The organism is Bilifractor porci, assembly GCF_009696005.1.
GTDB classification, from domain to species: domain Bacteria; phylum Bacillota; class Clostridia; order Lachnospirales; family Lachnospiraceae; genus Bilifractor; species Bilifractor porci.
Genome location: NZ_VUMV01000001.1, coordinates 310,281 through 330,808, shown reverse-complemented (window position 1 = coordinate 330,808; position 20,528 = coordinate 310,281). Strand labels below are relative to the sequence as shown.

The 20,528-nt window shown below is 54.8% G+C and carries 20 protein-coding genes; 18 read left to right on the top strand and 2 right to left on the bottom strand.

Annotated features, from left to right (window positions below):
* Positions 1-34: 34 nt before the first annotated feature.
* Entirely contained in the window at positions 35-577 is a 543-nt protein-coding gene (locus tag FYJ60_RS01465) for a TetR family transcriptional regulator (protein WP_330579067.1), read from the top strand.
* 31 nt (positions 578-608) lie between these two features.
* Here the strand turns inward: FYJ60_RS01465 and FYJ60_RS01460 are convergent, their stop codons facing one another.
* On the bottom strand, positions 609-1,652 hold the full coding sequence (locus FYJ60_RS01460; protein ID WP_154456812.1) for a hypothetical protein: 1,044 nt from the start codon (positions 1,650-1,652) through the stop codon (positions 609-611).
* Positions 1,653-2,104: 452 nt separating this feature from the next.
* Here FYJ60_RS01460 and rpsF point away from each other — a divergent pair, with 452 nt between their 5' ends.
* From rpsF to FYJ60_RS01385, 15 genes are all read left to right on the top strand, one after another.
* A complete protein-coding gene (rpsF, locus tag FYJ60_RS01455; protein WP_154456811.1) occupies positions 2,105-2,395 on the top strand; it encodes a 30S ribosomal protein S6 in 291 nt (96 codons plus the stop codon).
* A gap of 23 nt (positions 2,396-2,418) precedes the next feature.
* Positions 2,419-2,685: a 30S ribosomal protein S18 gene (gene rpsR / locus FYJ60_RS01450; protein ID WP_154456810.1), complete on the top strand. Its 267-nt coding sequence runs from the start codon at positions 2,419-2,421 to the stop codon at positions 2,683-2,685.
* Between the two features lie 205 nt (positions 2,686-2,890).
* A complete protein-coding gene (locus FYJ60_RS01445; RefSeq protein WP_154456809.1) occupies positions 2,891-4,141 on the top strand; it encodes an FtsW/RodA/SpoVE family cell cycle protein in 1,251 nt (416 codons plus the stop codon).
* A 133-nt stretch (positions 4,142-4,274) separates the two neighbouring features.
* A complete protein-coding gene (gene acpP / locus FYJ60_RS01440; RefSeq protein WP_154456808.1) occupies positions 4,275-4,508 on the top strand; it encodes an acyl carrier protein in 234 nt (77 codons plus the stop codon).
* 150 nt (positions 4,509-4,658) lie between these two features.
* Positions 4,659-5,387: an SIR2 family NAD-dependent protein deacylase gene (locus tag FYJ60_RS01435; protein WP_154456807.1), complete on the top strand. Its 729-nt coding sequence runs from the start codon at positions 4,659-4,661 to the stop codon at positions 5,385-5,387.
* A gap of 44 nt (positions 5,388-5,431) precedes the next feature.
* Positions 5,432-6,883 carry a glutamate--tRNA ligase gene (gene gltX / locus FYJ60_RS01430; protein WP_154456806.1) on the top strand — a complete coding sequence of 484 codons (1,452 nt, stop codon included), beginning with the start codon at positions 5,432-5,434 and terminating at the stop codon, positions 6,881-6,883.
* Positions 6,873-8,729, top strand: a complete 1,857-nt coding sequence (locus FYJ60_RS01425; RefSeq protein WP_154456805.1) for an ATP-dependent helicase — start codon at positions 6,873-6,875, stop codon at positions 8,727-8,729. Before gltX ends, FYJ60_RS01425 begins: the two co-directional genes overlap by 11 nt.
* Complete coding sequence (locus FYJ60_RS01420) at positions 8,729-9,208, top strand: zf-HC2 domain-containing protein (RefSeq protein ID WP_205838914.1); 480 nt, start codon at positions 8,729-8,731, stop codon at positions 9,206-9,208. The genes FYJ60_RS01425 and FYJ60_RS01420 overlap by 1 nt, the downstream gene beginning before the upstream one ends.
* A gap of 27 nt (positions 9,209-9,235) precedes the next feature.
* The gene (gene polA / locus FYJ60_RS01415; RefSeq protein ID WP_330579066.1) at positions 9,236-11,911 is read left to right on the top strand and encodes a DNA polymerase I; all 2,676 of its coding nucleotides are present in this window, start codon (positions 9,236-9,238) and stop codon (positions 11,909-11,911) included.
* Positions 11,898-12,515 carry a dephospho-CoA kinase gene (gene coaE / locus FYJ60_RS01410; RefSeq protein WP_235903280.1) on the top strand — a complete coding sequence of 206 codons (618 nt, stop codon included), beginning with the start codon at positions 11,898-11,900 and terminating at the stop codon, positions 12,513-12,515. Before polA ends, coaE begins: the two co-directional genes overlap by 14 nt.
* Before the next feature lie 45 nt (positions 12,516-12,560).
* The gene (locus FYJ60_RS01405) at positions 12,561-13,358 is read left to right on the top strand and encodes an MBL fold metallo-hydrolase (protein ID WP_154456803.1); all 798 of its coding nucleotides are present in this window, start codon (positions 12,561-12,563) and stop codon (positions 13,356-13,358) included.
* A gap of 51 nt (positions 13,359-13,409) precedes the next feature.
* Positions 13,410-13,682 carry an ACT domain-containing protein gene (locus FYJ60_RS01400; protein ID WP_154456802.1) on the top strand — a complete coding sequence of 91 codons (273 nt, stop codon included), beginning with the start codon at positions 13,410-13,412 and terminating at the stop codon, positions 13,680-13,682.
* 68 nt (positions 13,683-13,750) lie between these two features.
* Entirely contained in the window at positions 13,751-15,115 is a 1,365-nt protein-coding gene (locus FYJ60_RS01395) for a PFL family protein (RefSeq protein ID WP_154456801.1), read from the top strand.
* A gap of 9 nt (positions 15,116-15,124) precedes the next feature.
* A complete protein-coding gene (locus FYJ60_RS01390; RefSeq protein ID WP_154456800.1) occupies positions 15,125-15,736 on the top strand; it encodes an HAD family hydrolase in 612 nt (203 codons plus the stop codon).
* A gap of 65 nt (positions 15,737-15,801) precedes the next feature.
* Positions 15,802-16,602: an inositol monophosphatase family protein gene (locus tag FYJ60_RS01385; RefSeq protein WP_235903279.1), complete on the top strand. Its 801-nt coding sequence runs from the start codon at positions 15,802-15,804 to the stop codon at positions 16,600-16,602.
* Here FYJ60_RS01385 and FYJ60_RS01380 read toward each other — a convergent pair.
* Positions 16,592-17,863: a tRNA(Met) cytidine acetate ligase gene (locus FYJ60_RS01380; protein ID WP_154456799.1), complete on the bottom strand. Its 1,272-nt coding sequence runs from the start codon at positions 17,861-17,863 to the stop codon at positions 16,592-16,594. The genes FYJ60_RS01385 and FYJ60_RS01380 overlap by 11 nt on opposite strands.
* A gap of 240 nt (positions 17,864-18,103) precedes the next feature.
* On the opposite strand from FYJ60_RS01380, the gene FYJ60_RS01375 reads away from it, so the two are divergent.
* Positions 18,104-19,300, top strand: coding sequence for an acetate/propionate family kinase (locus tag FYJ60_RS01375; RefSeq protein WP_154456798.1), 1,197 nt, complete (start codon positions 18,104-18,106; stop codon positions 19,298-19,300).
* 167 nt (positions 19,301-19,467) lie between these two features.
* Positions 19,468-20,460 carry a phosphate acetyltransferase gene (gene pta, locus FYJ60_RS01370; RefSeq protein ID WP_154456797.1) on the top strand — a complete coding sequence of 331 codons (993 nt, stop codon included), beginning with the start codon at positions 19,468-19,470 and terminating at the stop codon, positions 20,458-20,460.
* Positions 20,461-20,528: the final 68 nt, after the last annotated feature.

Below are 20,528 nucleotides of genomic sequence, written 5' to 3'. Positions count from 1 at the left end.
TTGTCCCACAGCTGCGGAAAGGACGGTGTGAAGGGTGCCTGATGCCAATATTACCAAAAAAGCTCTTGCCGCTTCCATGAAGAAGCTTATGGAGGAAAAGCCTTTTGACAAAATCAGTGTCATTGATATCTGTGAAGGCTGCGGCATGAACCGCAAAAGCTTTTATTATCACTTCAAGGACAAGTACGATCTGGTCAACTGGATTTTCTATACGGATTTTATTATCCTGGCCAGCAGCTCCAGCTATACCGACGGCTGGGATCTGCTGCAGGCTGTCGTGGAACTGTTTTACAGGGATCAGTCCTTTTATATCTGCGCGCTGGAGATTGACGGGCAGAATTCCTTCCGTGAATATTTTTATGAATCCACGGAGCCGATTTTTAATCTGTTTACCTCCGCCATAGGGGATGTAGACGGCATGGGACCGCTGGACAATCACTATGTCGTGGATATTTTTCTGGTAATCATCTACCGGTGGCTCAAGGAAGGATGCGTCATGGGTCCGGAGAAATTTACCACGTATCTTCGCCATGTGATGATTCTGGTCGGGAAAAAGCTGACAGAGGGCTCCCTGTAGCCGGCGGCTTTCTGACGGACGCCGGCGGCGCTCATCCGGCGCTGTCCTGCGTGGGCAGGGGAAGCGCGATGGAGAGTATCTGCTCCAGCGAAATGGTATGCCGGAAATCCGTCAGTACGCCCTCCGCGGTGTGAATGTCTCCGTTTTCCAACATCTCAAAGAACTGTCCTCGGGCAGAGATAATCTTGTCTACCATAATCAGGTCACTGTAAAAATCAAAGCAGATAAACGGATACTCCGGATGTGTCCTCATGTTTCTGCAGTATTTCCCCATTCTGGCAGCGATTTTTGCGGAACATTGATCGGTCGCGACTGTCAGGATAAAGCCGGAATTGTAGCCGGTCAGCCCGGCCCAGTGTTTTCCGTCCATCCATTCTGCTGCAGTTTCATCATTATAATAGATGTAGACCGAATACCACGATTTCTGGGCGCGCATTGCCTCGATGTTCCGGGAGACGGTGGGAGTGTCAGCCGGAAACAGGAACAAGGTGTTGGTCACGCTGCGGATTGCCTTCAGGTGCTCGGGATGCAGAAGCTGATCCGGGAGCATGCAGAAGAAGGAGCAGTCCGGGTTATTCCGGAACATCGCCAGCAGCTTATTCAGACAGGCAATGGACTCCTCGCAGCGGATGATATAGCAGTAAATCCCCAGAGGCCGTCCCTGCTGGATGCAGCTCTCAATTTCGGAGACGGTGATGCTGGTACGCCTGGCGGGATTGATCCGCATGGAAATGCACCACGGGATATGGAATGGCTTGACGCCGGCCAGATCCTGAATGGTTTTTCTCCCGATTGTGAACCCGTTGTAGCCGATATTGATGCCGAAATCCTTCAGATTCTGGCGGTTCGTGTTTCTCAGCAGGTTTTCAATTACCGTGTAGTAGGTGCTGTCGTCATTTCGCAGAAGATCCTGTACCATGGCGTAAATTTCATCCAGAAACGGCCCTCGGTTAAACATTCTCCCCATGTCCGTCAGCTTCCTTATGCTGCGCTTGGGATCTTCCTCTACCTCGCGGATGCCGCGGTCTACAGTGGAATCTATAATTGCTCTTGTAATCGGATTCGGTTTCGCCATATGCAGAACGTCCGGCGCAAAAAAACGGCAGGCCGGGCGCGCCTCCCTTCTTTATATTAATGAGATGATACAGCTTTCCACCGGAAAGATACGGTTTATAGAAAGATGCAGTCCCCGAAGAAGCAGGAACCCTGACGCTGTAAACATCCTGTACTTTCTATCATAAAAAAAATTAAGGAAAAGAACATGGTCAGATTTTCCGATGTGTGATAATATCGAAACCGCTCTCTCCGCAGACGGAGCGCCGCGGCGGGAGACACGTTTGGAGAAATCACTCACAGAGACCGGAAAAACCCGGAAAAACCGGAAAACCGGCGGAAAACCGGCGTGAAGAAAAGGCCTTTACAATCCGGGCGGATAATGTTAGAATAACAGATCGTGAGGCGCGTCCGCGCCGCATCCTTGTTCCCTGCACAGTCAGGAAGCCAAAGACCAAAAGGAGGAAAAAACGCATGAACAAGTATGAATTAGCACTCGTTGTCAGTGCCAAAATTGATGATGAGGCCAGAGCGGCGGTTGTAGAGAAAGCAAAAGACTACATCACCCGCGTAAACGGCGTCATCGGCGAAGTTGAAGAGTGGGGCAAAAAGAGACTGGCTTATGAGATCAATCATGAGCGCGACGGTTTCTATTATTTCATTCCGTTCGAGGCAGAGCCAACCGCTCCCGCCGAGATTGAGAGACATGCCCGCATCATGGATAACGTTCTTCGTTACCTGATTGTTCGTACAGACGCTGAATAAATTCGCATAAGGAGGAAAAAACCATGGCATTTGAAAATAACGGAAGTGCAAGAGAAGATGCTCCGAGCAGAAGAAGAGCTCCCCGCAGAAGAAGAAAAGTATGTGTGTTCTGCGGAAAGGACAATGTAATTGATTACAAGGATGCCGCAAAGCTCCGCAAATACATCTCCGAGCGCGGTAAGATTCTGCCGAGAAGAGTAACCGGAAACTGCGCAAAGCATCAGAGAGCCATTACTCTGGCGGTGAAGCGCGCAAGACATCTTGCGATTCTTCCCTACGTAGAAGACTAATCAGAGAAAAGACTGTTGAGGGGCTGTCGCTTTCCATGCATGGTATATGAATACTCCGGGCGGAGATTTGTTTCATGCATAAGGTGACAGTCCTTTTTCACTACCAGCCGCAGTTTTCCTTTGCTTTTTCGTGTCCCGGATTACCGTCCGGAAGACACGGAGGCGGCGCGCAGTCAGTACGGCTTTGACAGCCGGGGAGTTTTCTATGGCAGATTCGGCTAACGCATCAGTCGGTGCGTCGAAAAGAAAATGGGGTCTCGGAAAGAGGCGCAGAGAAAAGGACGGGCAGAAAAAAAACCAGAGGAAGTATGTGTATTTTGATTACAACCTTTTAGCGGTTGTCATTATCCTGATCTGCTTCGGTCTGGTTATGCTTTATTCCGCCAGCGCGTACGAGGCTGCCAATGACCCGAATATCAACGATGATATGTACTATTTCCGCAGACAGGCAGAGATCAGTCTTGCGTCGGTGTTCATCGCGCTGATTATTTCCAGAATCAATTACCGGATTGCGGTCAAGCTGGCCCCGGTTTTCTATATCATTGCGCTCGGGCTGATGGCCATGGTCCGCTACACGCCTTTCGGAGTTACCGTTAACGGGGCAAGAAGATGGCTGAATCTGGGCATTCAGTTCCAGCCGGCGGAGATCTCCAAGATAGCGGTGATCTGCATGATTCCGTTTCTGATCCTGAAGATGGGAAAGAAGTGGGAGCGGTTCCGGAATGTGCTGCTGGTGTTTCTGTTCGGCGGCGTACAGGCTTTCGGAGCGTATTACTTTACCGAGAATTTAAGTACCGCAATCATCATTTTCGGCATCTGCTTCTTCGTGATTTTCCTGGCACACTCCAGAACAGGCCCGTTTGTCGCTCTGATGGCGGGAAGCGCAGGGGTAATTGTGGTGGGACTTATTGTGCTGAACCGCACGGTAAGCAGCAGCTCCAACTTCCGAATCCGCAGAATTCTGGCCTGGCTTCAGCCGGAAAACAACCTGAACTCCGGCGGCTATCAGGTGCTGCAGGGTCTGTATGCCATCGGATCGGGAGGCTTTTTCGGAAAAGGCCTGGGCAACAGCACGCAGAAGCTGTCCACCATCCCGGAGGCGCAGAACGATATGATCTTTTCCATCATCTGTGAGGAGCTGGGGCTTTTCGGCGCCATCATCGTGCTGCTGCTTTTCGGATATCTGCTGTACCGCCTGTTTTTCATCGCGCAGAATGCAAAGGATCTCTGCGGCTCGCTGATTGTGATGGGCGTGTTTGTGCATGTCGCCCTCCAGGTTATCCTGAACATCTGCGTGGTGCTCAACCTTATCCCCACAACCGGCGTAACCCTGCCCTTTGTCAGCTACGGAGGCACATCGGTTCTGTTCCTGATGAGCGAGATCGGGCTGGCGCTCAGCGTCTCCCGCCGAATTTCCTACGATGAACAGGGGGATGCCGAAGTCAAAAAAACATAAGGCAATCCTGTCCGCGTGAAACGAGGGTTGATCCCGGAGTCCGCGCAGGGCAAAGGGCATTGACAAAAAACTGCCGGACAAGTACACTTTTCTTGAAGAAGGGAAGCAGAAGCTTCCTGAAAAGGAGGTTATTATGCTGGAAAAAATGAAGAAAATTCTGGCTCAGCAGCTGGATCTGGACGAGTCGGAAATTACCCCGGAGTCCAGGTTCAAGGAGGATCTGGAGGCGGATTCCCTGGATTTGTTTGAGCTGCTGACAACGCTTGAGGAGCAGTATGAAATAGAAATTCCGGCGGAGGATATGGAACAGCTGACAACGGTCGGTGCTGTTATGGATTATCTGAAAACAAAAGGGATTGAAGAATAAACCTCGGCGGAACAGACAGAAAGGCAATCAGACTGCTTCAGAAACCAGAAGGCTGATTGCTTTTTTTCTTTACTGGTGTCAGCTTAACCCGAAACGGTGTGGACTCTGCCGGTGCGGCCGGCAGGAGCATTTGTGCTGGGAGGTGAAAGTATGAGCGAGAGATACCTGAAGGAAATTCTGCAGAAAAGTTTCAACATTGTCTGCCTGCTGGGCAGGGCTCCGGCCGCGGAGCAGGGGTGTGACTTCTACACGGACGATTTCAGCTTCCATGTGGAGGAAAAATACGGAAGGACTCCGGGGGAAATCTGCTCCAGCACCTTTTACAACAACCGCCCGCAGGAATTCTACAGCTTTTACCGGGACAATATTCTGCGGCGGAGGGGCGAACCGGACGAGGTGAATTTCACGCTGAAGCGGATGGAGGACGACGGAAGGCTGAAGGGCATTATTACCCGCGGCTTTTTTGACCTCAGCCACCGCGCCGGATGCCGGGACGTCATTCACCTGTACGGAAACATCGACAGCAACACCTGTCCGCACTGCGGAAAGGTGTTCGGCGCGGATTATATCCTGACCCACACGCCGCTTCCGTACTGCGACCGGTGCGGCATGCTGATCCATCCGGGAATCGCGCTTTCCGGAGAGATGCTGGACAGCCAGGTGATGACGAAGGCCATCGAGAGAATTACATCGGCGGAGGTACTGCTGGTGCTCGGATGCAGCCTCCAGTCTACGCTGGGGTCTATGGCGCATTATTTCAACGGGGAGAAAATCTGCCTGGTCAACCGCGTCTCCGATTACTCGGATCAGGCGGCCGACTGTGTCTGCATCGGGGACATCGGGAAGATTCTGCGTACGGCCTATCCGCCCCGTGAATAAAAGGACGGAAATCTATATACAAACAAGGAGAGCATTGAAACATCATGGTTAAAACAAGATTCGCGCCGAGCCCGACGGGCCGGATGCACGTAGGCAACCTTCGGACAGCACTGTATTCCTATCTGATCGCAAAACACGCGGGCGGCAGTTTTATGCTCCGGATCGAGGACACCGACCAGGAACGGTTTGTGGACGGGGCGCTGGAGCTGATCAACCGGACGCTGGCGGATACCGGGCTTGTCTATGATGAAGGCCCGGACAAGGACGGTGGAGTGGGGCCGTACGTGCAGAGCGAGCGCTGTAAGCAGGGCATCTACATGAAATACGCAAAGCAGCTGATTGACCAGGGCGATGCCTACTACTGCTTCTGCACAAAGGAGAGGCTGGAGGGGCTGAAACGCACGGTGGCGGGAAAGGAGATCTCCGCTTACGACAAACACTGCCTTCATCTCTCCAAAGAGGAAATCCAGGCGAATCTGGACGCGGGAAAGCCCTATGTCATCCGCTTTAATATGCCCACGGAAGGAACCACCACATTCCATGATGAAATTTACGGGAACATAACAGTCAATAATGAAGAGCTGGACGACCTGATCCTGATTAAATCCGACGGATATCCCACCTATAATTTTGCCAACGTGGTGGACGACCATCTGATGGGCATTACCCATGTCGTCCGCGGAAACGAATACCTGTCGTCCACACCGAAATACAACCGGATCTACGAGGCATTCGGATGGGAGGTTCCCACCTATGTGCACTGTCCGCTGATCACAAACGAAGAGGGGCAGAAGCTGAGCAAGCGCTCCGGCCACTCCTCCTTTGAGGATCTGATTGACCAGGGGTATGTGAAGGAAGCAGTGGTAAATTTTGTGGCGCTCCTCGGCTGGAGCCCTGCCGGAGAGCGGGAAATCTATTCGCTTCCGGAACTGGTGGAGGCGTTTGATTATCATCATATCAACAAATCCCCGGCGGTCTTTGACATGACCAAGCTGAAGTGGATGAACGGCGAGTACATCAAAGCTATGGACAGCGAGGAATATTTTAAGCTGGCGGAGCCGTATCTGAAAAAAGCCCTTCCGGAACATATGGATATCAGGAAGGTCGGGGAAATGGTGAAAACCCGTATCCAGATTTTCCCCGATATTGCGGAACAGGTGGACTTTTTCTCCGAAGTTCCCGCATACGATGTCTCTATGTACGTCCATAAAAAATCCAAGAGCACGCTGGAGACTTCCAGGAAGGTGCTGGCGGAGACCATACCGCTGCTGGAGAAGGCGGAGGATTTCGGGAACGACGCGCTGTTCGGCCTGCTGTCCGCGTACGCGAAGCAGAACGAGATGAAGGTGAACACGGTTATGTGGCCTCTGCGCACGGCTGTCTCCGGAAAGCAGGCGACTCCTGCCGGGGCTACCGGTATTATGGAAGTTCTGGGCAGAGACGAGACGGTCAGAAGGCTGCGGGCAGGACTGGATAAAATTGAACATGCAGTTTAATGAAGCACAGCAGAGGGCGGTACAGCACAGGGACGGGCCGATGATGGTTCTTGCCGGACCGGGTTCCGGCAAGACAGCGGTCGTGACCGGCCGCACCTGCCGTCTGATTGAAGAAGGGATCTCTCCTTCATCCATTCTGGTGGTGACTTTTACCAGAGCCGCCGCCGCGGAGATGAAGGAGAGATTTTTAAGACAGAGGGGCGAGGCGTCCACGGCAGTGACCTTCGGCACCTTTCACGGTGTGTTTTTCGGAATCCTCCGGCACACCTATTCCATCAGCGGGGGGACTGTCATCGGAGAACAGCAGAAGCTCTCGTTGCTGAAGGAGCTGCTGCAGCAGCTTTATCCGGGGGCGGAGCAGGAAGCGGATCTTCCCTCGCAGGTGGGAAGGGAGATCAGCCAGATCAAGGGAAGCGGGCTCTCTCCGGAAAATTATTACTCCGGCGTTCTTCCCCAGGAGGTATTCCGAAAGGTCTATGCCTCCTATGAAAAGTGGAAGCAGGAAAACCGGAGAATGGATTTTGACGACATCATTGTACGCTGCTGGCGGCTTCTCTCCAGCCGTCCGGAGCTCTGCCGCGCCTGGCAGAACAAATTCCGGTATCTGCTGGTTGATGAGTTTCAGGACATCAGTCCGATGCAGTATAAAATTGTAAAGCTGCTGGCGCATCCCCGGAACAATCTCTTTATTGTCGGGGACGACGACCAGAGCATCTACCGCTTCCGGGGAGCTAATCCGGAGCTTATGCTCCGTTTCCCGAAGGAGTTTCCGGGCTGTCAGACTGTCACCCTGGATCGGAATTACCGGAGTACCCCGGAAATCCTGGAAACGGCGGGAAAGCTGATCGCCGTGAACCGGAAGCGGTTCCCGAAAACGATCCATGCCGTGCGCGGCCACGGGGAGCCGGTGCGGCTGGAAATCTTTTCCAATCCCCGGAAGGAGTGCATCCATCTGGCGCGGGAGATCCGCAGAGAAAAGGAATCCGGAACCGATTTCGATAAAATCGCGGTCCTGGTCAGGACAAATTCCGGCTGCCGGGAGGCGGTGGAACAGATGATGGCATGGCAGATTCCTTTCTCTGTCCGGGAGATGCTTCCCTGTATCTACGACCACTGGATCGCCCAGACTCTTTTCGCCTATATGCGTCTGGGCGCGGGAAGCAGGAAAAGAACGGATTTTCTCCGGATCTACAACCGGCCGAACCGCTATTTTTCCAGAGACGCCTTTCTGGCTCCGGAGATCTCCTTTGATTCCCTGTTCCGCTATTATCAGGACAAGGCGTGGATGATGAAGAGAGCCGCCAAGCTGGAGGACGACATTCACGTCCTCGGACGGCTGGCGCCCTACGGACAGGTGATCTACATCCGCCGGGAGATCGGCCTGGACGACTACGTAAAAGAGTACGCCGGGGAGAGAGGAATTCCGGAGGAAGAGCTGTTACAGGTTCTGGATGAGCTCAGCGAGAGCGCAAGAAACTATCCTACCTGGGACGCGTGGCAGAAGGGGATAGAGGAATACCGGGAGAAGCTGCAGGCGCAGGGGCAGAAAGGAAAAGAGGCCTCCGGTGTCTGCCTTTCCACGCTGCACGCCGCCAAGGGGATGGAATACGACTCTGTCTATATCCTGGACGTCAATGAGGGCGTCATTCCTTATCACAAGGCTGTTCTGGACGCAGATCTGGAGGAAGAGCGGCGCATGCTCTATGTGGGGATGACAAGGGCGAGGCTGCGGCTTCACCTGTACGCGGTAAGGGAAAGGTATGAGAAAAAGGCGGATCTTTCACGCTTTCTGAGGGAATGCGGCAGTTCATGTCCGGACATCCGGACAGGAAGGGGCGATCGTTAATGGCCATGGATGAATACAGAGATGACAGGGAGATTCCGGAACCGTCCGGGTACAGGAAAAACAGGAAAAAGGAGCGGCATACCATCACGACGACGACCAGGCTCCTGACCTGCAGGGAGATTATTTCCATGATTCCGGATTACCTGAATAATAACCTGTCTGACAGGCAGCTGGAAAAATTTCTGGAACATATTCAGCACTGTTCCAGCTGCTATGAGGAGCTGGAAACCAATTTTATGGTAGATCGGACGGTCCGGTATCTGGACAAGCCCGGAAGCGGGGACACCTCGTTTAATCTGAAGCCGATGCTCCGCCAGGATCTGGAAAGAAAACAGAAGCAGCTGAAGGAGAAACGGATTTCCGGCCGGGTACGGCTGCTGATTATTCTGATCACGCTGCTCCTGATCGTCCTGCTGGTCCTGGATGTCACGGGCGTGTTCAAGATTACGGTCTTCCTGTCATCCATATTATCACTGTAATCATTTTTTCAGACGGAGAGAAAAAGAGTGAGCGGAAAAATTGTTTTGATTGACGGACACAGCATCCTGAACCGTGCCTTTTACGGCCTGCCGGACCTGACGGCATCGGGAGGAAGGCATACGGGCGCGGTTTACGGTTTCCTGAATATTCTTTTTAAGATTCTGGAGGAGGAGCAGCCGGATTACCTGACGGTCGCCTTCGATACGCACGCGCCGACCTTCCGCCATAAAATGTATGAGGCTTATAAAGGGACGCGTCACCCCATGCCGGAGGAACTCCGGGAGCAGGTGCCGCTGACGCAGGAGGTTCTGAAGGCCATGGGTGTTCCCATCGTCATGAAGGAAGGCTTTGAGGCAGACGATATCCTGGGAACCCTTTCGGTAAAGGCGGAGAGAGAGGGGCTGGACGTCTCCGTGGTTTCCGGCGACCGGGATCTGCTGCAGCTGGCGACAGAAAAGGTCCTGATCCGGATTCCCCGGACAAAGGCCGGAAAGACGGAAATTACGGATTATCACGCCGGGGATGTGGAGGAAGCCTACGGACTGACGCCTCCCCAGATTGTAGAGCTGAAGGCGCTGATGGGCGATACCGCGGATAATATTCCGGGTGTTCCCGGAATCGGTATCAAGACGGCCACGAAAATCCTGAAGGAATACGGGACTGTGGAGAATGCCTACGCGCATGTAGAGAACATCAGACCCCAGAAGGCCATGACAGCCCTGCGCGACCACTATGATTCCGCGCTTCTCTCGGAGAAGCTGGCAAAAATTAATACGGACAGCCCGGTAGAGCTGGATCTGGAGAAGGCAAGACTGGAAAACCTTTTCACGCCGGAAGCCTACGAGATGTTCCGGGATCTGGGCTTTAAGAAGCTGCTCACACGCTTTGAGGCAGACCCTGCCGCCGAAAAGAGGGTGGTGGAGGTCCGCACGGTCACCGGGCTGCAGGAGGCGGACGCTCTGCTGAAAAAAGCGGCCGGGACGGACAGGGCCGGTCTTTACCTCCTTCAGCAGACCGACCGGAAATCGGGGAAGTGCCGTGTTTACGGACTCGGGCTGTCCCTTCCGGATCAGAAGGGCGGCGTCGGCGGAACCTATTACATTCCCGCGGGCGGTTTTGTGACAGAGAATCTTCTTCTGGACGCGGTGCGCCGGATTGCCGGGGAATGCCCGCTTCTGTGTACCTTCGGCTTCAAGGAGATGGTGCGTGCGGCGGAACTGCCGGAATCCGCAGAGGGCAGTGTGTTTGATATCAAAATCGCGGCCTATCTGCTGGACCCGCTTACCAGTGACTACAGTTTCGATACGATTGCGAAGGACTGCGGGACGGAGCGTGTGCTTTCCGCGGAGGAGATTTTTCAGTCGAAAAAGATCCCCCTGCCGGAACAGATGGAAGAGGACAAGGCCGCCGTTTACGCGGGAGAAACCGCCTTTACGGCGCTGGCGGCGCAGCCGTTGCTGGAGCGGAAGCTGGAGGAAAACGGCATGCTCGCGCTTTTCCGCGGCATGGAGATGCCGCTGGTCTATGTGCTTGCGGATATGGAGCGCGCCGGAATCCGGGTGCTTCCGGAGGAACTGGAGCAGTACGGAAACCGTCTGACGGAAGGCATACGGCAGGTGGAGGCTTCTGTCTACGAGCAGGCAGGAGAGACCTTTAATATCAATTCCCCGAAGCAGCTGGGCGAGATCCTTTTTGAAAAAATGAAGCTTCCGGGAGGAAAAAAGACAAAGACAGGGTATTCCACTGCGGCGGATGTACTGGAAAAGCTGGCGCCGGAGGCGCCGATCGTCCGGGATATCCTGGAATACCGTCAGCTGACCAAGCTGAAGTCCACCTATGCGGACGGCCTTGCGTCCTTTATCGCCGATGACGGACGGATTCACTCCGTCTTTCACCAGACCATCACGGCGACGGGACGGATCAGCAGCACCGACCCGAACCTGCAGAATATTCCGGTTCGGATGGAGCTCGGCAGACAGATCCGCAAAGTGTTTCTTCCGGCGGAGGGGTTTGTCTTTCTGGACGCGGACTACTCGCAGATCGAGCTGCGTGTCCTGGCGCATCTGTCCGGGGACCGGAAGCTGATTGACGCCTACAAAATGGAAAAGGACATCCACGCGATCACGGCATCCCAGGTGTTCCATGTCCCGTTTGACCAGGTGACGCCGCTGCAGAGGCGAAACGCGAAGGCTGTCAATTTCGGTATTGTCTACGGGATCAGCTCCTTCGGGCTGGCGGAGGATCTGGGGATCTCCAGAAAGGAGGCAGCGGAATACATCGAGCAGTATTATCAGACCTATCCGGGCATACGCTCTTTCCTGGAGGGACTTGTGACTTCCGCCAGGGAGAAGGGATATTCCGAGACCATGTACGGACGCCGCCGTCCCATGCCGGAGCTGAAATCCAGCAATTTCATGCAGCGGCAGTTCGGGGAGCGGGTGGCCAAAAACGCCCCGATTCAGGGCACCGCGGCGGACATTATCAAGATCGCCATGATCCGCGTCAATCGCAGGCTGAAACAGGAAAAACTGAGATCCCGCCTGATCCTGCAGGTGCATGATGAGCTGCTTCTGGAGACGGCGAAGGATGAGCTGGAGACGGTAAGCCGGATTCTGGAGGAGGAGATGACCGGGGCAGCTAAGCTGGCAGTCAGGCTGGAAATCGACATGCACACCGGAAACAGCTGGTATGAGGCAAAATAAGATGTATCTGATTGGTGTGACAGGGGGAGTCGGGAGCGGAAAAAGCGAGCTGCTGCGCTATGTGCGGGAGCGGTACGGGGCCTATGTGCTTTTTGCGGACGAGGCGGCCGCCCGTCTGATGCGGCGGGGAGAACGTTGCTTTGAGCCGGTTGTGCGTCTCTTCGGTCCGGAGGCGGTAGGGGCGGACGGCGAACTGGACAGGGGCAGGATCGCGGGGATGATTTTTAACAGCGATCCGCTGAGGGAGAAGCTGAACCGGATTGTCCATCCCGCGGTGAGGGCATATATTATGGAAGAAATCAGCGCCGAGCGGGAAGCGGGAACCCAGCTGTTTTTCCTGGAGGCCGCTCTTCTGATCGAGGAAAAATATAATGAAATATGCGATGAGTTGTGGTATGTTTATGCAGATGAGGCCGTCCGACGGAAACGGCTGAAGGAATCCCGCGGATACACGGACAGTAAGATTACTTCCATGATCCGCAGCCAGCTTCCGGAACAGAGGTTCCGCGAGGCGGCGGATTTTGTGATTGATAATTCCGGGCCGCTGGCTGATTCTATCAGACAGATCGACAGCAGGCTGGGAGAATTACCGGGCAGGGAGTAAATCCCTGCTGTTTTCCGGACTTTTATACGGACAGGGAGATCGTTCATGAAGTTGTGCAGTCTTGCCAGCGGAAGCAGCGGAAATTGCATCTTTGCGGGAAGCGAGGAGACCAGCCTGCTGTTTGACGCCGGAATCAGCGGAAAAAGAGTGGAGCAGGGATTGAATTCCTTCGATTATACAGGGAAGGATATCCAGGCAGTCTTTGTCACGCACGAGCACGCGGACCACATATCCGGGCTGGGCGTCCTGGCCAGAAGGCTGGGCGTCCCGATCTATGCGACAGAGGGAACCATACGCGCGATAAAAAATACCTCGCAGGTCGGCAAAATACCGGACAGCCTGTTTCACCCGGTTTACGCGGACCGGACGGTACAGATCGGGGATATGGAGATCGAGCCGTTTTCCATCTCGCACGACGCGGCGGAACCGGTCGGGTACCGGATCACAAACGGCAGCCACTCCGCGGCGATTGCCACAGATATGGGAACGTACACGGATTATACCGTGCGTCATCTGCAGTTCTGCGACACACTTCTTCTGGAGGCAAACCACGACATCCGCATGCTGGAGATGGGGCGCTACCCTTATCCGCTGAAGGTGCGAATCATGAGTGACAAGGGACATCTCTCCAACGAGGCGTCCGGCCGTCTGCTCTGTCAGGTGCTGCATGACAATCTGAAATATATTGTCCTGGGCCATCTCAGCGCGGAGAATAATTATCCCGCGCTGGCGTATGAGACCGTCTGCAGCGAGGTCACGGCCGGGGACAACCCCTACCGCGCGGATGACTTCCCGATCTCTGTCGCGGGACGGAGCAGCGTGGGAGAACTGCTGGAATTCTGACAGCCGGAACAGGGAATGGATCACAGGGAAACGACACAGAGGAGGAAAGCCATGAAAAAGACAATCATTACGGTAACAGGCAGGGATACGGTGGGGATTATCGCTAAAGTCTGCAATTATCTCGCGGAAAACAACGTCAACATTGAGGACATTTCCCAGACCATCCTTCAGGGATATTTTCATATGATGATGATTACCGACACCTCCGGTTCCGACAAAACCACGGCGGACCTCTCCAGGGATCTGGATGAAATCGGAGAGAGCATCGGTGTGAAGATCCACTGCCAGAGAGAAGATATTTTCGATATGATGCACCGCATCTGATCACGGTTGGCTTTTGGCACGGGAGTATACGCAGGCAGCCTTACGGCTGTGTCAGGACAGGAGCAGGCATGATAAATATTTTTGAAGCAAATGAAACCAATGAGATGATCGAGAATGAGAATCTGGATGTGCGGACCATCACCATGGGCATCAGCCTTCTGGACTGTGTGGATTCCAATCTGGATCGTCTGAACCATAAAATCTACGACAAGATCACCACGATGGCCAGAAATCTGGTCTCTACCGGAGAAGAGATCGAGGCGGAATTCGGGGTGCCGATCGTGAACAAGAGAATTTCGGTCACGCCGATCGCCCTTGTCGGGGGAGCGGCATGCAAGACCCCGGAGGATTTTGTGACTATCGCGCAGACGCTTGACAGGGCGGCGCACGATGTCCACGTCAATTTTCTGGGCGGCTACAGCGCCCTGGTCTCCAAGGGCATGACAAAAGCGGATGAGATGCTGATCCGTTCCATCCCCATGGCGATGGCAAAGACGGAGCTGGTGTGCAGCTCTGTGAATGTCGGTTCCACCAAAACCGGCATCAACATGGACGCGGTCAAGCTGATGGGAGAAATTATCAAGAGCACCGCGGCGGCGACAAAGGAAAAGGACTGTCTCGGCTGCGCCAAGCTGGTGGTATTCTGCAATGCCCCGGACGACAATCCTTTTATGGCCGGCGCCTTCCACGGAGTGACGGAGGCGGACGCGATCATCAATGTCGGCGTTTCCGGCCCCGGGGTAGTTAAACACGCCCTGGAAAAAGTGCGCGGGGAGAGCTTTGAGGTTCTCTGCGAAACCATCAAGAAAACGGCCTTCAAGGTGACCCGTGTCGGTCAGCTGGTGGCGCAGGAGGCGTCCCGCAGGCTGGGCGTCCCGTTCGGCATTATCGATCTTTCTCTGGCGCCGACGCCCGCCATCGGGGACTCGGTGTCGGATATCCTGGAGGAAATCGGCGTGGAGTCCACCGGCGCGCCGGGGACAACAGCGGCTCTCGCCCTGCTGAACGACCAGGTGAAAAAGGGAGGCGTCATGGCTTCTTCTTATGTCGGCGGACTGTCCGGCGCGTTTATCCCGGTCAGTGAGGACCAGGGGATGATCAATGCCGTCAACAGAGGCTCTCTGTGCATGGAGAAGCTGGAGGCCATGACCTGTGTCTGCTCTGTGGGACTGGATATGATTGCCATTCCGGGGGATACCAGGAGCACGACCATTTCCGGCATCATCGCGGACGAGATGGCGATCGGAATGGTCAACCAGAAAACCACGGCGGTCCGTCTGATTCCCGCGATTGGGAAAAAAGAGGGAGACGTGCTGGAATTCGGCGGGCTTCTTGGAAGCGCGCCGATCATGCCGGTCAACCGGTTCGGCTGTGACGCGTTTGTAAACCGTCCGGGGCGGATTCCTGCGCCGGTGCACAGTTTCAAGAATTGAGGTGTTTCTTTGCGGTACAGAAATATTCTGCTGGATATGGGCCATGTGCTGGTGGATTACGACGCGTATCTGTCGATCAGCCGCTTTACGGATGACCCGGAAATCAGCCGGGAGGTATATCTGGTTGTTTTCCGCTCCTCGGAGTGGACCATGCTGGATGCCGGGCTGATCTCCGAGGAGGAAGCGCTGGAGACCATGCACCGACGCTGTTCCTCGGAGAAGGTCTGGGAAGCGGCCAGAGAGTCTTTCCTCCACTGGCACGAGTACAACATGATCCCTATTCCGCATATGGACGAGGTGGTGCGCGATCTGAAAGAGGCTGGGCACAGGGTGTACGTGCTGTCCAACGCCAGCATCCGTCTGCCGGACCATGACAACTGGAAAAGTATTCTTCCTGTCCCGGAACTGTATGACGGCGTATTTTTCTCCGCTTCCTACGGGTACATCAAGCCTCAGCACAGAATTTACGAGCTGTTCCTGGATAGGTTCCGGCTGGAGGCGGAGGACTGCTTCTTTGTGGACGATCTGGAGAGAAACATTGCGGCGGCGCGTGAATGTGGGATCGAGGGATACCGGTTTGACGGAAACATTCTCAGGCTGCGGGAAGTGCTGGGCATCTGACAGAGAAAACGGGATCCGGACGCGGTGCCGTTCCGGATTTCCGGATGCAGGGAGGAGACAGGAGATTGAAACGCAGAAAAGTACAGCTGGAGGATATGACCCGCATCGTCTGTTCGGCGAGGGATCTTTTTGAGAACAAAGAGGACAGCGCCGCTGTCCATGTCAAGGGACGCTCCGACTATGTCACGGAGGTGGATCTGCACGTCCAGGCTTATCTGCAGTCTGTTCTGGCGGAGAACTATCCGGACATCCCCTTTATGGGAGAGGAAAAGGACAACACCGGCCTGGATCTGTCCGGCGCCGTCTGGATTCTGGATCCGGTGGACGGGACGACCAATCTTCTGCATGACAGCAAGGAAAGCTGCATCTCGCTGGCGCTTGCCGACCGCCACCGGGCGGTGCTTGGCGTCATCTATAACCCGGACACCGGGGAGCTTTACACGGCGGAGAGAGAAAAGGGGGCTTTCCTGAACGGGGAGAGGCTCCATGTCAGCGGGGCGGAGAAACTGGAGTCCTGTCTGGTCGAGATGGGGACGGCTCCCTACTACCACCAGTACGCGGACTGGACCTTCCGGGTGGCAAAAGCTCTTTTTCTGGAGAGCCAGGATGTACGAAGAGGCGGTTCCGCCGCCCTCTCCCTGGCGCACATTGCCGCGGGGAGACTGGATGTTATGTATGAAAGGATTCTTCAGCCGTGGGATTATGCTGCCGGCAGCCTGATTCTGGAGGAGGCCGGAGGGAAGCTCACAGACCTGGAGGGCAGGCCGCTGGACTGCTGTGTAAAGACAAGCGTCCTGGCGACAAACGGAGCCGTCCATGAGGAGGCGCTGAAGATCATCCGGCAGGCAGGAGCGGTCAGCGGATGATGACGGCCCGGCTGAATTCCGGCTGAAAGGGAAGGCCGGTTTTCCGGGACTTTACGGATTCGTACAGCTCCGAGGCAAACAGGTCACGGTTATAGGAAAAGGAAGAGAGCGCGGATGCCTTTGCGATCAGGGGCAGGCGGCTCTTTTTTTTGATTTCGGGGAGAAGCTCCAGGCAGCGGCGCATGCCGAGCATCCGGACAAAAGAGGGGGACGCAGCCTGCTCCAGATCTTCTTCCGTCAGGCGCAGAAGCAGATGCAGGAGCGCGCGGTTAATCTGAGTTCTGGTGGTATTTCTGGTTTTCAGCAGTCCGGCAAACTGGGAGAACGAGCGGAACTCCGGAAGAAGGCGGAAAGCACGGCGCAGGAGGTCACCGGGGACATCCAGAAAGGCGGGTCCGGAAAACAGACTGCCGTCCATTCCGGACTTTAATTCGGACAGCCGGTACAGCAGCATTTCCGAGAAATCATCTTCCGTCAGGATACTGTCTGCGGAGAGCTCCCGGCGGTAGAGGGGGAGGCAGGCCGCGGGAACCAGGGCGGAAAGCTTTGCCTCCATGTCCCGGACATCCGGCGCAGAGTGCTCTTCCCCGGACGGATTTCCGGTCAGGAGGGCGCGCACCGCGGATGCGGAGGGGAATTCCTCTCCGCTTCCGGCATCGGTATCGTGATAGCCTGCGCCCCTGCGCCGGACGGTACAGGGACGGATTGGGCTTTTCAGCTTTTTCAGGGCAATACAGTATTCCAGCCCCAGAATATTATTGGGAGAAGAAAGCACATCCGAAAGCTCCCCCTCCGGGACGGAATCCGGAAGAAAGACCCGGAGCGCACCTGCCCTTGCCCTGGGAAAAGACATGCCGGAGGCCAGATTTTTCCGCAGAAGCGCGCGGTATTCCTCCGGTTCCCGGGAAAGAATGTCCGATAGCATGTGGAAGAGGCGCATGCTGCCGCATTCGCTGCCGAACCAGAGCTCGTCCACAGTGCCCAGACCGTCCAGAAGCCGGACGGCACCCTCCGCAAACCGCGGCGCGCTGCCGCAGGAGGCGGCAAGAGGAAGCTCCAGGACAAGATCCGCGCCGCCGGCCAATGCCATCTCCGTCCGCGTGTATTTATCAAAAACAGCGGGGGTTCCCCTCTGCGCAAAGTCTCCGCTCATGACGACAAGCAGAAAATCGGCGCCGGAGAGACGGCGCACCTCCTGCAGCATATAGGCGTGCCCGCTGTGGAACGGATTGTATTCTGCTATCACTGCCGCTGTGCGCATAGAGCCTCCTTGACGACCTTTTTTCCGCCTCTTCGCATCGATTTTCCGGGGCGCTGAACAGTTACGAAAATTGTATCAATTATAGGACACTTTATTTCCCCTGACAATGCGGATTTACCCTTGTACGGTCAGAAATTAGGTACTATAATTAAATCCCGGTGAGGTGTTTTTCCGCCGGAATACAGGAAATTTCATGCGGGACGGCACCGGAGAACAGAAAACGTGTATAGGGAGGTTAACATGAAAGTTCTTGTAATCAACTGCGGCAGTTCATCCTTAAAGTATCAGGTGATTGATTCCGATACCGAAGCAGTTCTGGCAAAGGGACTCTGTGAGAGAATCGGAATTGACGGACGGCTGGTATATCAAAAGGCAGGCCTGGACAAAGAGATCACCGAGGCGGCAATGCCGACGCATAAGGAAGCTATCCAGATGGTGCTGGACGCGCTTCAGAATGAGAAAACCGGTGTGATCAAGTCCCTGAAGGAAATCGACGCGGTGGGCCACAGGGTCGTACACGGCGGAGAGAAGTTTGCCTGCTCTGCAAAGGTTGATGACGAGATGATCAAGGCTCTGGAGGAGTGCTCCGGTCTTGCTCCGCTTCACAATCCGGCGAACCTGATCGGTATCCGTGTGTGCCAGGAGCTGATGCCCGGCGTACCGATGGTGGGCTGCTTCGACACCGCTTTCCATCAGACCATGCCGAAAAAGGCTTATCTTTATCCGATCCCGATTGAATATTACGAAAAGTACGGAATCCGCAAGTACGGCTTCCACGGAACCAGCCACAGCTTTGTTTCCAAGGAAACAGCAAAATTCCTCGGCATGGATCTGAATCATTCCAAAATTATCGTCTGCCACCTGGGCAACGGCGCCTCTGTCAGCGCGGTTGTAAACGGAAAATGCGTGGACACCTCCATGGGACTTACGCCTCTGGCCGGCCTTTGCATGGGAACCCGCTCCGGTGATGTGGATCCCTCTGTGGTGGAATTCCTCGGCAAGAAGCTGAACCTGGACGCTTCCGGTGTTCTGCAGATTCTGAACAAGAAATCCGGCGTATACGGTCTTTCCCGCGGTCTTTCCAGTGATTTCCGCGATCTTGCCAGTGCGGCGGCGGACGGAAACCAGGACGCAAAGGTTGCCCTGGAGGTGTTTGCGTACCGTGTTGTTACCACCATCGGCGCCTATATCGCGGCCATGAACGGTGTGGATGCCATTGCCTTCACCGCGGGAATCGGTGAGAACGACAAGGAAATCCGGAAAGAAATCATGAGCAATTTCACCTACATGGGAATTCAGATTGACGACGAAAAGAACGCTGTCCGCGGAGAAAATGTAAAGATCTCCACCGACGACTCCAAGGTCGCGGTATGCGTTATCCCGACCAACGAGGAGCTTGCCATCTGCAGGGATACCGTGGCAATCCTGAAGGGCTGATTCCGGAAGAAAGGTCTGCTTTTTCGGCACTCACCCGGCAGAAGACCGCGGTGGTCTGAAAGAGGCTGATTCTGAGAGGGTAAGAAGCTTCCGGGAAGCTCCCGGAGGAACAGATAAAACGGCGGCCGGCTTTGCCGGCGCCGCAGGATGAAAAGGAGAAAAAAACAATGGCTAACAATGGTTTTGGAGTACTGATTGACAAGCTGAAAAAGAATCCGAAAAAGATTGTTTTCACAGAGGGCACTGATCCCCGTATCATCGAGGCAACCTCCCGTCTGCTGTCCGGAACTTTCCTTAAGCCGGTTCTGGTAGGAAAGCCGGATGAAATCGCGGCGGCGGCAGAGGAGGCCGGATACAATATCAACGGGGCAGAGATCATCGATCCGGAGAACTATGACCGTTTCGAGGAGATGGTGGATCTGTTCTGCGAGCTGAGAAAGAAAAAAGGCGTGACGCCGGAGCAGGCAAGGGGAATTCTTTCCGCTTCCAACTATTTCGGTACCATGCTGGTCAAGATGGGAGTGGCAGATGCCCTTCTGGGAGGCGCTACCTATTCAACTGCCGATACGGTTCGTCCGGCGCTGCAGCTGATTAAGACAAAGCCCGGAAACAGCATCGTATCCTCCTGCTTCATTATGGTACGTGAGAAGGCTACCGGGGACAACGAAGTGCTTGTTATGGGAGACTGCGCGATCAACATTCATCCTACCGAGGATGACCTGGTGGAGATCGCTGGGGAATCCGCGAAGTGCGGCAGAATTTTCGGCGTAGACCCGAAGGTCGCTTTCCTGAGCTATTCTACACTCGGTTCCGGAAAGGGAGAGGATGTAGATAAAATGCGTAACGCCGCGGCGAAGGCTAAGGAGAAATATCCGGATCTTCCGATCGAGGGAGAAATTCAGTTTGACGCTGCCGTATCTCCCAGGGTTGCGGAGGTAAAATGCCCCGGATCCGCAGTTGCCGGACACGCGAACACCTTTATTTTCCCGGATATCAACGCAGGAAACATCGGATACAAGATCGCGCAGAGACTGGGCGGTTTTGATGCCTACGGACCCATCCTTCTGGGACTGAACGCCCCGATCAACGACCTTTCCAGAGGCTGCAACGCAATGGAGGTTTATTCCATGGCCATTATCACTGCCGCGCTGTCCGATTGAAAAAAACGTTGACAAGGATGGCCTGCCCGTGTATAATCCTTTAAGTGTCTGAGCGATTTTCTGCCGGA

What these genes read in the sequence shown, in the direction of transcription:
- FYJ60_RS01375 (WP_154456798.1), top strand. Translation starts at nt 18,104, where the DNA reads ATGAAAGTTCTTGTAATCAACTGCGGCAGTTCATCCTTAAAGTATCAG.
- FYJ60_RS01395 (WP_154456801.1), top strand. Translation starts at nt 13,751, where the DNA reads ATGATAAATATTTTTGAAGCAAATGAAACCAATGAGATGATCGAGAAT.
- FYJ60_RS01435 (WP_154456807.1), top strand. Translation starts at nt 4,659, where the DNA reads ATGAGCGAGAGATACCTGAAGGAAATTCTGCAGAAAAGTTTCAACATT.
- FYJ60_RS01425 (WP_154456805.1), top strand. Translation starts at nt 6,873, where the DNA reads ATGCAGTTTAATGAAGCACAGCAGAGGGCGGTACAGCACAGGGACGGG.
- FYJ60_RS01445 (WP_154456809.1), top strand. Translation starts at nt 2,891, where the DNA reads ATGGCAGATTCGGCTAACGCATCAGTCGGTGCGTCGAAAAGAAAATGG.
- rpsR (WP_154456810.1), top strand. Translation starts at nt 2,419, where the DNA reads ATGGCATTTGAAAATAACGGAAGTGCAAGAGAAGATGCTCCGAGCAGA.
- FYJ60_RS01405 (WP_154456803.1), top strand. Translation starts at nt 12,561, where the DNA reads ATGAAGTTGTGCAGTCTTGCCAGCGGAAGCAGCGGAAATTGCATCTTT.
- rpsF (WP_154456811.1), top strand. Translation starts at nt 2,105, where the DNA reads ATGAACAAGTATGAATTAGCACTCGTTGTCAGTGCCAAAATTGATGAT.
- coaE (WP_235903280.1), top strand. Translation starts at nt 11,898, where the DNA reads ATGAGGCAAAATAAGATGTATCTGATTGGTGTGACAGGGGGAGTCGGG.
- FYJ60_RS01420 (WP_205838914.1), top strand. Translation starts at nt 8,729, where the DNA reads ATGGCCATGGATGAATACAGAGATGACAGGGAGATTCCGGAACCGTCC.
- pta (WP_154456797.1), top strand. Translation starts at nt 19,468, where the DNA reads ATGGCTAACAATGGTTTTGGAGTACTGATTGACAAGCTGAAAAAGAAT.
- FYJ60_RS01400 (WP_154456802.1), top strand. Translation starts at nt 13,410, where the DNA reads ATGAAAAAGACAATCATTACGGTAACAGGCAGGGATACGGTGGGGATT.
- FYJ60_RS01380 (WP_154456799.1), bottom strand. Translation starts at nt 17,863, where the DNA reads ATGCGCACAGCGGCAGTGATAGCAGAATACAATCCGTTCCACAGCGGG.
- gltX (WP_154456806.1), top strand. Translation starts at nt 5,432, where the DNA reads ATGGTTAAAACAAGATTCGCGCCGAGCCCGACGGGCCGGATGCACGTA.
- FYJ60_RS01460 (WP_154456812.1), bottom strand. Translation starts at nt 1,652, where the DNA reads ATGGCGAAACCGAATCCGATTACAAGAGCAATTATAGATTCCACTGTA.
- acpP (WP_154456808.1), top strand. Translation starts at nt 4,275, where the DNA reads ATGCTGGAAAAAATGAAGAAAATTCTGGCTCAGCAGCTGGATCTGGAC.